This window comes from Halosaccharopolyspora lacisalsi (genome assembly GCF_014137975.1).
Lineage (GTDB): Bacteria > Actinomycetota > Actinomycetes > Mycobacteriales > Pseudonocardiaceae > Halosaccharopolyspora > Halosaccharopolyspora lacisalsi.
This window is the reverse complement of record NZ_JACGWZ010000013.1, coordinates 1-9487: the sequence shown is the minus strand read 5'-3', so window position 1 is coordinate 9487 and position 9487 is coordinate 1. Positions and strand designations below refer to the sequence as shown.

Genomic DNA, 9487 nt, shown 5'->3' with positions numbered 1-9487 from the left:
GCGCGGTCAGCATCCTGGCGTGTGAGCTGTGGAAAGCCTGCCAGGATGATCCGTCGTGCCGGCTGCCACGTGGGGTGCAGAGCGTCACCCGCGAGGGGGTGCAGTACACGATGTTGGAACAGCAATCGGGGCTGCTGGACTATCTGCCGGACGTCAACGGGTGGGTGCGCACGGTCAACCCGCACCACCGGCGGCAACAGTCCCGCGTGGTGTCGCCGGATATGCCGTCGTACCGGTCTACCTGGACCACCGGGGGGAGGCGCGGGTTATGACGACACCGGGGTGTCGTGACCGGCTGGTGTTCCCGGTACTGCGAGCGCTACGGAACTGCGTGTCCACCGAACTCGCCGCGTGCGGCCGGAACGTGTGCTACTTCCCGATCGTGTTCAACGGCGGCCACCCGCCGGCCGACGCGTGTGACTGCACTTGCGCGGACGGGGATGGGCAAGCGTGGGTCCGTCTGGTCAGCGTCAATGCGCACAACGGCGCGGGGAGCAGAATGGCCGGTAGCTCGTGCGGACACGGGCAGCTGGACTTGACCGTGGAAGCCGGTATCTACCGGTGTTCACCGGTGCCGATCGGGGGTGCCGCCACCGTTGAGGAAGACACCATGACCGCGCACGCCGAGAACATGTATCTGGATTCGGCATTGTTGCGGCGCGCGATGCTGTGCTGCGAGCTGCCGAGTAAGCGCGGTCCGCAGCCGCTCAACGCTGTGCTGACCACGCAGTCCGCGGTCGGCCCGTCCGGCGGGTGCGTCGGCGTTGAAACGCAAGCTCAGCTCACCCGCTTCGAATGCGACTGCAATGGGGGCCAACGGTGACGACTCCGGACCCGCCGGCCGCGGCGACCACGTTGGTGAAGAACCAGCTGTTGCACCCGGACGGCACGGCACAAAAAGGCATCCAAGTGGACCTGATCGCCCGGTCCAACACCGCCTGGACCGCGGACGGCACGGGGCGCATTGTTGGCCAGGTTCGCACGTGGACGGGCCCGCGTGGGTGTTGGCGGCAAGCGCTGTTGCCGTACTCGGCGTACCTCGCTTCGGAGTACGTCTACGTCGAAGTGTGGGAGTCCGGTCGGCTCACCGGTGCGATCCGGGTCCCTCCGAAACCGGCCGGTGTTGAGTGTTGGGTGTGGGATCTGCTGGTGAACCCGCCCCCGGCGCCGGACGGGAACGGGTGGCAACCGGTGTCCGAACTGGGAGATTTGCGGAACGTCGCCACCGCGGCGAACCGGCCGGCCGACGGGTCCGCGCTGCTGGCCACTGGTGGTGTGTGGCGACCCGAGCCCGTGTCGACGATCGGTCAGGAACTCGAACTCGAGGACGTCGGCAACGTCGCACCCACGCAGGCACGACCCGGCCAGGTGCTCACCGCCGCGGCCGGCGACACCGCCGGAACGATCACGTGGCGCGCGCTGAACCTCCCCGACCCGCACACACCGAGCAAGCTCACCGAGCTGGCCGACGCCGCCGGACTCGCCACCGCCACCGAAGGCCAGTTCGTGACAGCGCACATCACCGGACGTGGTGTGCTCACGTGGATCCCGGCCGACCCGCCGGCCCCGCCGGAACACCTGGCCGATTTGGGGGATGTGGCGGCCACCGCACCGAGCGTGGGGCAACGGCTCACGTGGAACGGCTCCGAATGGACACCGGCCGATGTGCCGACCCCGGCCGTGCCGGCGCTCGGTGAGCTACCCGACGTCGACACCACCGGTGCCGCATCCGGTCAGCCACTCGAGTACGACGGCACCACCTGGCAGCCGGGCACGTACCCGGAACCACCGGGACCACCAGCGCTGGACGAACTTCCCGACGTCGACACCACCGGCGTTACGGCCGGCCAGGTACTCACCGCCGCGGCCGGGTCGACCCCCGGTGAGCTGGTGTGGCGGTCGCTGGCACTGCCGGACCCGCACACACCGTCGAAACTCACCGAACTTGCGGACGCGGCCGGTTTGTCCACGGCCACGGAAGGCCAGTTCGTGACGGCGCACGTCGACTCGGACGGCGCGCTGACCTGGATCCCCACGGCGGGCCCGACGGTGCCGCACGTGGCCAACGATCTCGCGGACGTGCAGAGCGCCACCCCATCCGAGCACGGCCGGGTGCTCATGGACAACGGCACCTACTGGACCGCCGGCCGGCCCGAGCTGTCGGACGCGTCCGACGTGGCCACCCGCACCCCCAAGACGGGGCAGCACCTGGCCTACGACGGCACCGAGTGGGCCCCGGTCGACCCGCCGGCGGTTCCGGAGGTCCCGTCCGAGCTGTCTGATCTGTCGGATGTGGCGAGTGCAGCACCCACCGGGGGACAGGTACTCACGTGGGACACGGCCGGGGCCACCTGGAAACCGGCTGCGGTTCCTACCCCATCTCCGGCGCCCGCGACGGTGCCGGTTGGGTTCCCTGCCAGCGCGTACGGGCTACAGGCTGCATCGTGCCACCCGGGGGAGGGCAGCAGCGTTTATCAGGTGTACAACACCGGCGCGGCGGTGCGCATGGTCGTTCCCGCCGGTGTGCCGGTGACCGGCGTCGTGTGGTGGGTTAGTGAGGCGTTCAGCGGATCCAACCGGAGCGATTGCGGCGTGGCTGTGTACGTCGCTTCCGGCGCCAACACGGCCACCAATCCGCGTGCCACGGACACCGACGGGTACACGTCCGTGTTCGCCTCGACAGGTGCGAAAACGTCGATGCTGAACACTGCGATTCCGGCGAAGTCCGCGCCGTGGGAAGCGTACGTGGTGATCAACTACTGTTACTCGGGAATCGGGAGGATCGCCGCGCAGTCGTGGCCGTCGAACTCGTCGCTGCAATATCACGCTGTGACCAGCGGATACGTGCGCGTCGGGAAGTACATAAACTGGCAGATCAACGCCTCTGCCACGTGGTCCAACACGGTGACGGTGGAACCGGCGGGTAAAGCCGATCCGACCATGCCCTATATCGGGCTGATTTAGGCCCACAGGATGCCGGTCGTGGCGGTGTACAGGGCCCAGCCGTTGAACACGGACCATCCGGCGATCCACAGCAGAGCGGGAATCCGGGTCATCTCGGCGAGTGCTTTGGCGTCGTCGTGGTCCCAAACCTTGCCGGTGATGCGACTCCCGACCATTGCCACGAGCGATCCGAACTCGCAGACCAGCAGTAGCCACACGATCAGGGTCACGGCGGTGGTCTGTGCCCACGCGGCACCGGAGACCAGTAGCGCCGCGAGGACAGCGGCGGTGATGATGCTGGACAGGAACGCGCGGGTGTTGCGGGCGAGCGCGAGCACGAACAGCGCTACAGCCACGCCGGCGGCCAGTACAGCGGGTGCGTGCCCGTCGGACAGGGCGAATGCTGCCCACAGTCCGGACGCGGGAGGAGCGAGGTATCCCGCGGCGCACGTGATGACGTCGGACCACGAATCGGTGTGGCTGGTGGTCGTGGTCCCGGAGTCGGGGGAGGTCAGTTCGATGCGGTGCGCTCCCCCGCCGGTGAGTAAGCTGGCGATGCCGTGGCCGGCTTCGTGGGTGAGGGTGGAGACGACGTCCATTCGGACCATGCTGTTGGGGATGGCGACCAGGGCCGCGGCGATGCCGGTGGCCAGTACCATCCACCAGGTTGGGGCGGGGGTGGTGGCGGTGACGGCGTCCGCGATCGTGGTGGCGACATCCTCCGGGTTCATGTCACGTATGTACCATAATACTTGGGAGGTTCCCACATGCCGCGACGCACGTCACCCACACGTCCGAGCGCGCGTGGCCGTCGCCGATGGGTACTCACCGACCAGCGCGTGCATTGGTGTTGGCGCGACTGCCCGTGTCGCGCGCCGTGGGAACATCAGCGCGAACCAGACTCCGACGGAAACGAGCAGCACTGATGCGCCCTGATTCCTGGATCCGCGACAATCCGCGCCTCGCTCATGACGGCGGCTTGCCTTGAGTGCAGCTCGGATCGCCGCTGCGGACGCGGTCGCAGAGCACTTGGGGGTCGCGCCGCTCCCCGATGACGACACCGAGCGCACACCCGAGCAGGAACACGCTGTAGGGGTGGCTGCTACGGCGTTCGACGCTGTGATCCAGAAGCTCGGAGCCGATCCGGCCTTGACTTCCCGCGCGGAGTTCTCGGCGGTCACGGTCCCTGAGCTGCACGAGGTGTACCAGCGGGGAATGTAGCCGGTTTTTACGCGCACGTCTGGACGTGGGGTAGCATGAACCCCGATGACGAAAGGCGGTTCAACGCCGCTGCGATCAGGAGATCCCGCCGCCAAGCAAGGTCCCGATCGTGCAGGCTGGATGAACCACCGCACGCAAAAGTGCCCTACTGTCCCCGCGGGGAGCGGTAGGGCACTTTTGCGATCACCGATCGGGCGTGGCGCTCCACACGCGACACCAGTGCACATGCAGAATCACGAGCATGGACTACGGAATAGACATCTCCCACTACCAGCAGGTCACCAACTGGGACGCGGTGGCAGGGAACAACATTGCCTACTGCTCGATCAAGGTCACTGAGGGCGAGTCGTGGTCGGATGACGCCGCGTGGCACCACATCGACGGATGCGACTCCGCGGGGATTCTGCCCGGTGGCTACCACTTCGCGCGCCCTGGTGAACCGTCCGCGCAGGTACAGCACTTCGCCGGCCAGCTCGAGCACCACCGACTCACCGGTGGGAACCGAATCTGGCCAATGCTCGACATCGAAGACCCCGCGATCCCGAACCCGGACGGGTTCATAGATCAGTTCGTGCGCGAGCTGCGACACGCGACCGGCGTTCCCGGTGTGCTGGTGTACGCGAACACGAACTGGTTCACACACCGACTGAATCCCTGGTGGGCACGGGCCGACGTGTTGCTGTGGGCAGCGCACTACAACGGCGAACCCGGAAACCCCGGGTGGAGTCACGAGCGTCTCGCGCTGCACCAACACACGAACGAAGGCCAGGTGCCCGGGGTGGTCGGCCACGTCGACCGTAACGCCACGGTCGGGACGTGGCGGCTGCCGGCGTTCACGATCGGGCAGGGCGCACCACCGCCGGCGCCGGCCCCGGAGCCGCCGGCGCAGGATCCCGCTCCCGCGCCGAGTCCCGAACCGGAGCCGCGCACGCGGAACTATGAGGTGCGGGCCGGCGACACGGTGTCGGGGATCGCTCGGAGATTCGGCACGACGGTAGAGGCGATCGCTTCCGCGTCCGGGCTGGCCGATCCCGATGAGATCCAGGTTGGCCAGATACTCAAGGTCCCGCATGGTCCGGGGTCGACGTACATGGTGCAGCCGGGGGACACGATCATCGGGATCGCGTCTCAGCTCGGAGTTGATGCGGGGCACTTGGTTCGAGCGAACAACTTGGGGAACCCGGATCACATCGTTCCGGGGCAGGTGCTGACGTACTGACCGCGTGGCGTAGCGTGTTGACTACGTCATGCTGATTCTGCGCTGACGGGCACCCCGTGCGACCCCTCCCCCACATCGCTTCGGGGTGCCCATCTCCCTCCGCTCGTTCGTCACGGTGACGTTTCCCCGTTGGACTGAGTGAGCATCTTCCCGGTGGCTCGCCGAGTGCGCCCCTCCCCCGGAAACCGCGCATAAGCTGAGTTATGCACTCTTTTCGCGCGGTGTGATCATGCCTCGAGCGAGGGCCGATTTTGTAAACCTGTAGCTGCACTACGGACTATGCTCGAGGCATGACCGACCACCACGACGCAACCGCCCCTCTCGACCCGGGCGACGGCGGAACGCTGTACATCCCCCTTGACGCGTGCGGCAATCCAGCAAAGGAACCAGAAGACTCCCCGGACGTATCCGAACTGGTTGATGCACTGTCCTCATCGGTGCCGGACGCGGCCGGAACGGCTCCGCGGGTCGCGTTGTTCGGTGACGCTATCGACGGCGAGACAACAAGAGAAGTTGATCGTGCTGTTCGTGGCTGGTTCGCCGCACGCGATGAGCACACCGACGTCCGATGGCCGTGGCGCCCGTACCTCCAACTTGCCGACCAGTCCCCGGGACTCGGCATGACCTTCCGGACGCGGGAGGAATGTGACGCGTTCATTCGGGACAGCCTCACGGGCACCAACGCACCCGGAGAGCTGAGCGCGTGACGCCGCGCGTAACCCTCGACCGCACCGGGTTCGATTGTGGACACTGCGGTAAGCCGGTGGATTTCAGGCACGTCCGGTGGCCGTTCCCGGGAGCGTGGTACGTCCACGGGGACGACCAGCGTTTCCGGTGCTACGGGCGTCGTTGTTGGGGAGCGCACACGAACTCGGCTCCACTCGCGCGGGAACCGCAGCAGTAGGAACGGGGAGCCGCCCCGCGGTGGTACCAGACCACGGGGCGGCTACGACCCTTCATACTGCACCGGTGCCCGCTGACCGCAGGGCCACCGAAGCATCCTCACTCGGATGCCCTGGGGGTTGTGGCCCTTAGATCCAGCTGGATCCGCGTTCCGCTTGGCGCGGCTGGTGACGTTGACGGCCGGGGTCGGTGCGGACGCTGATGATACCGAACGTGACAGACTTTCCGGCATGAGTGCGGATTTCCTCCCGCCCGGCGTGGGCAGTGTCGTGCATTACGCCGAGTACGACGAGATGGGCGCGGTGGTGTGTCGAGCGGCGCTGGTGACGGCGACGCCGGACACCGGTGGCGAGTTTGACCTATCGTCGCTGGTGGTGTTTACCGAGGATGGGTCCCGGTTTCTGGTCGGGATTCCGCACGGAGCGACGCCGGAACATGGCGCGTGGCATTGGCCGGAGTGGTGTTGATGGTGGGACGGACGCGGGTGACGTTGAACCGTAGCGAGCTGGATCGGCTGCTGACTGGTGATCGTGGTCCGGTGAAGAGCAAGGTTGCCGAGATTGCGCGGCGCACGGTCAACGAGGCGAAGCGGTTGGCGCCGGTGGATTCCGGTGAGGGGCGCGCGTCGATTCATTGGGAGTGGCGGTCGCGGAACGGGTTGGTGCGAGCATGGGCGGGGACCACGTTGGACTACATGTACTACCAGCATGAGGGCACTGAGGCGCATGGGCCGAAGACCGCGTCGGTGATGGTGTTCCGGCCGAAGCAGGGGCATCCTCAGCGTGCGGGCCGGAAAGGTGGCCGTGGGGGGAAGGTCTTTGCGACGTGGGTGGAGGGTGTGAAGCCGCATCCGTTCATGGTGAACGGGTTGCGGGCGTCGACGTCGTGGCCGATCAAGAAACTCTGAGTGTCGCGCGGGGTGGTGTACGTCACCATAACCCCCGGTTGTGTCACTTGTGTACCGTAAGGCACTCGTGTACCTTAAATGGTGTCAGCGGGGGCGCACACCCCCCCAGCCACCACACAAAGGAGACACGTCGTGTCCAACCCGCCTACTCGCGACCAGTTCAAGTCCGAGAGCGACTTCCAGAACGCGTACGCGGACTGGATCCGCAACGACCCGGGGCAGAACCGTTCGGCCCGCTCCGCGGAAGCCACCGTGCGCGAGTCCCGCAAGGCAATCCGCGGCGACAAGTAACCTCACCCGAGAGAAAACACCGCCCCGTGGTCCCCACGACCACGGGGCGGTTTCGTGCTAATGACCGGCCCGAGCTAGCTTCACGTCCAGTTCAGCCAGGATCGCAAGAAATACCTGGTGGCTGTCACGCTCGACCCCATCCCGGGACATCTCCGCGACCCGCTCCCGCACAGCAACGAGCGTGGACCGGTCACACTGCTGGTTCTGCACTGATTCCGCCATACGGCTACTCTCTCCCCACTCCGTTGTGGTGCGCGACGTTTCCAACGCGCTCCCCCACTCTTGAGTGTCCCCCACTTGAGTACCGTCCATCGTGTGCAAACGATCGAATTCACCACTCCGCAACACTCCCGCGCTCCCCAACCAGTCGACGTCGATTGGTGCGGCTCCCACTGGACGGTAGAGCGACCGAAAGACGCCGTGCTGCTGTTCGCGTCCACGGCCACGTCCACGCAGGTCCCCGACCAGGACCGGGCACTAGCAGTCTTGCAGTTTTTCCGCGGGACGCTGTCCGACGTGCAGCTGAAAGAGTTCCACGACCGAATCAAGGATGAGCGCGACCCGGTCGACGAACCCGAGGTGACTGACCTAGTGGCCGCGCTGCACGATCGGTGGTCCGGCGAACCCGACGCGCACGACTACGACGATTCGGCGCTTGTGATCACCACGCAGAGCGTGCGCCCCGACCAGCCGGTCACCACCCGCGTCGTCTCGCAGGACCGACTCGACGAACTCGACACCAGCGAGCGGGACTCGGTGGACCTGGTGGCGCCGATGGACCTTGAGCTGGACATGGTGTTCACCCGCCCCAAAGGATTCGTGACGCGCATCGTGCACTCCGGGATCGGCACGCAAGCCGGCATCGGTGATCAGGCGTGGTCGATCGGGTTCCTGCTGGACGCGGCGCTATCTCCGCAGGACGCGGCGCACGTGCAGGCCCGTTGGGGATCATCCGACCCGGATGACCTTCTGGACATTCGGCCGATGGCCGACATCGTGACCGCGCTACTGTCCGGCTGGGGTGAGCAGGACCGGAGTAACCGGGCACAGCGGCGTTCCGCGGCACGGGCACCGAAGAAACGCCCGGGAAACCCGGGCGGCAACAAGTCCCGTAAGACCTCCCCCGCGTCGTGACGGGGCCGGCCCCGTTCACACCTCCCGAGCCGGACGGTGTGGCGTTCCGCGTCGATGGGGTCGAACTGTGGTTGCCGCGGCTGCCGTTGCCCGTGTGGCTGGACGCGTGCCAGTACGAGCCGTCGGGATGCTGGTGGATGCTGATCCCGGGGCGGCTGGAAGAGCAGGCGCGGGCATGGCTGGAATCGCGGATTCAGGACCCGCGCGACGGGTTCGACGTGGACCTACTCGAGGACGTCGCGACGCGGGTGCTTGGCCGGGTGCTGGGATGCGACTTTTGGGCCGGCCGGCGGCTGCTCATGGCGGTGGCCGCCGAGTGGATGCAATTCGATGGGCTCGCGGTGCAATGGGGGTTCGATCCGCTGAACGCGCCGGTGCATCGCACGGTGAATGCGATGTGGGCCCTCCAGGTGCAGGGCTGCGACGAAGATTCGAAGCGCGCGCGACTCGAGTCGGAGGTATTCGCCGGCCCGGAGGGCCCGCGGCCGTCCGGGCGTGCCCGTGAGGCTGGTGGCGGCCGTGCCGCGGGGGGTAGTTGGGAGGCGCGAGCGTGGGACGCGTGGCGCGGGGGTGGCTAGATCGTCCCGGGTAGGATCACCGGTGTGATCAGTTGATCCGCGTTGCTGGCACGTGGTCCGGGCGCATCTCTCGTAAGGTGAGGTGTGCCCGATGGCGCTGGCGGAAGCCGCCGTGGAGATCACAGCGGACGTGTCCCGCTTCGGTGGTCAACTCAAAGACTCACTCCAGAAGGCCGGCGCGCAGGCGGCAAAGTCGTTTTCGAAGTCGTTCGCGTCGAACCTGGATACGTCGTCGGTGTCATTCGGTGGTGTCGGCCGAACGGCTGGCCGTGCGGGCAAGCGAGCCGGGCA

The 9487-nt window shown here is 66.9% G+C and carries 13 protein-coding genes; 12 read left to right on the top strand and 1 reads right to left on the bottom strand.

The annotated features are described in order from the left end of the window. From FHX42_RS26110 to FHX42_RS25650, 3 genes are all read left to right on the top strand, one after another. On the top strand, nt 1-272 hold a 272-nt coding region (locus tag FHX42_RS26110), incomplete at its 5' end, for a hypothetical protein (RefSeq protein WP_220480897.1). Then, a complete protein-coding gene (locus FHX42_RS25655) occupies nt 269-823 on the top strand; it encodes a hypothetical protein (protein ID WP_182547057.1) in 555 nt (184 codons plus the stop codon). The genes FHX42_RS26110 and FHX42_RS25655, both read left to right, overlap by 4 nt. Next, nucleotides 820-2964 (top strand): hypothetical protein, encoded by a 2145-nt coding sequence (locus FHX42_RS25650; RefSeq protein ID WP_182547056.1) that lies wholly within the window; start codon nt 820-822, stop codon nt 2962-2964. The genes FHX42_RS25655 and FHX42_RS25650 overlap by 4 nt, the downstream gene beginning before the upstream one ends. On the opposite strand, the gene FHX42_RS25645 is transcribed toward FHX42_RS25650, so the two are convergent. Beyond that, nucleotides 2961-3674: a M50 family metallopeptidase gene (locus tag FHX42_RS25645; RefSeq protein WP_182547055.1), complete on the bottom strand. Its 714-nt coding sequence runs from the start codon at nt 3672-3674 to the stop codon at nt 2961-2963. The genes FHX42_RS25650 and FHX42_RS25645 overlap by 4 nt on opposite strands. Before the next feature lie 253 nt (nt 3675-3927). Between FHX42_RS25645 and FHX42_RS25640 the strand changes: the two genes are divergently transcribed. From FHX42_RS25640 to FHX42_RS25600, 9 genes are all read left to right on the top strand, one after another. After that, nucleotides 3928-4164 carry a hypothetical protein gene (locus FHX42_RS25640; protein WP_182547054.1) on the top strand — a complete coding sequence of 79 codons (237 nt, stop codon included), beginning with the start codon at nt 3928-3930 and terminating at the stop codon, nt 4162-4164. A 241-nt stretch (nt 4165-4405) separates the two neighbouring features. After that, nucleotides 4406-5383: a LysM peptidoglycan-binding domain-containing protein gene (locus tag FHX42_RS25635; RefSeq protein ID WP_182547053.1), complete on the top strand. Its 978-nt coding sequence runs from the start codon at nt 4406-4408 to the stop codon at nt 5381-5383. A 290-nt stretch (nt 5384-5673) separates the two neighbouring features. Continuing rightward, on the top strand, nt 5674-6090 hold the full coding sequence (locus FHX42_RS25630) for a hypothetical protein (RefSeq protein WP_182547052.1): 417 nt from the start codon (nt 5674-5676) through the stop codon (nt 6088-6090). A 426-nt stretch (nt 6091-6516) separates the two neighbouring features. After that, on the top strand, nt 6517-6753 hold the full coding sequence (locus FHX42_RS25625) for a hypothetical protein (protein WP_182547051.1): 237 nt from the start codon (nt 6517-6519) through the stop codon (nt 6751-6753). Next, nucleotides 6729-7193, top strand: a complete 465-nt coding sequence (locus FHX42_RS25620) for an HK97 gp10 family phage protein (RefSeq protein WP_182547050.1) — start codon at nt 6729-6731, stop codon at nt 7191-7193. The genes FHX42_RS25625 and FHX42_RS25620 overlap by 25 nt, the downstream gene beginning before the upstream one ends. A gap of 132 nt (nt 7194-7325) precedes the next feature. Then, nucleotides 7326-7484 (top strand): hypothetical protein, encoded by a 159-nt coding sequence (locus tag FHX42_RS25615; RefSeq protein WP_182547049.1) that lies wholly within the window; start codon nt 7326-7328, stop codon nt 7482-7484. Nucleotides 7485-8000: 516 nt separating this feature from the next. Then, a complete protein-coding gene (locus FHX42_RS25610) occupies nt 8001-8618 on the top strand; it encodes a hypothetical protein (RefSeq protein WP_182547048.1) in 618 nt (205 codons plus the stop codon). Between the two features lie 38 nt (nt 8619-8656). After that, nucleotides 8657-9196, top strand: a complete 540-nt coding sequence (locus tag FHX42_RS25605) for a hypothetical protein (RefSeq protein WP_182547047.1) — start codon at nt 8657-8659, stop codon at nt 9194-9196. 91 nt (nt 9197-9287) lie between these two features. Beyond that, a partial coding sequence (locus FHX42_RS25600) for a hypothetical protein (protein WP_182547046.1) occupies nt 9288-9487 on the top strand: 200 nt, incomplete at its 3' end.

Coding starts and splice junctions, on each gene's coding strand:
- FHX42_RS25655 (WP_182547057.1), top strand. CDS start 269: ATGACGACACCGGGGTGTCGTGACCGGCTGGTGTTCCCGGTACTGCGA.
- FHX42_RS25645 (WP_182547055.1), bottom strand. CDS start 3,674: ATGAACCCGGAGGATGTCGCCACCACGATCGCGGACGCCGTCACCGCC.
- FHX42_RS25635 (WP_182547053.1), top strand. CDS start 4,406: ATGGACTACGGAATAGACATCTCCCACTACCAGCAGGTCACCAACTGG.
- FHX42_RS25630 (WP_182547052.1), top strand. CDS start 5,674: ATGACCGACCACCACGACGCAACCGCCCCTCTCGACCCGGGCGACGGC.
- FHX42_RS25625 (WP_182547051.1), top strand. CDS start 6,517: ATGAGTGCGGATTTCCTCCCGCCCGGCGTGGGCAGTGTCGTGCATTAC.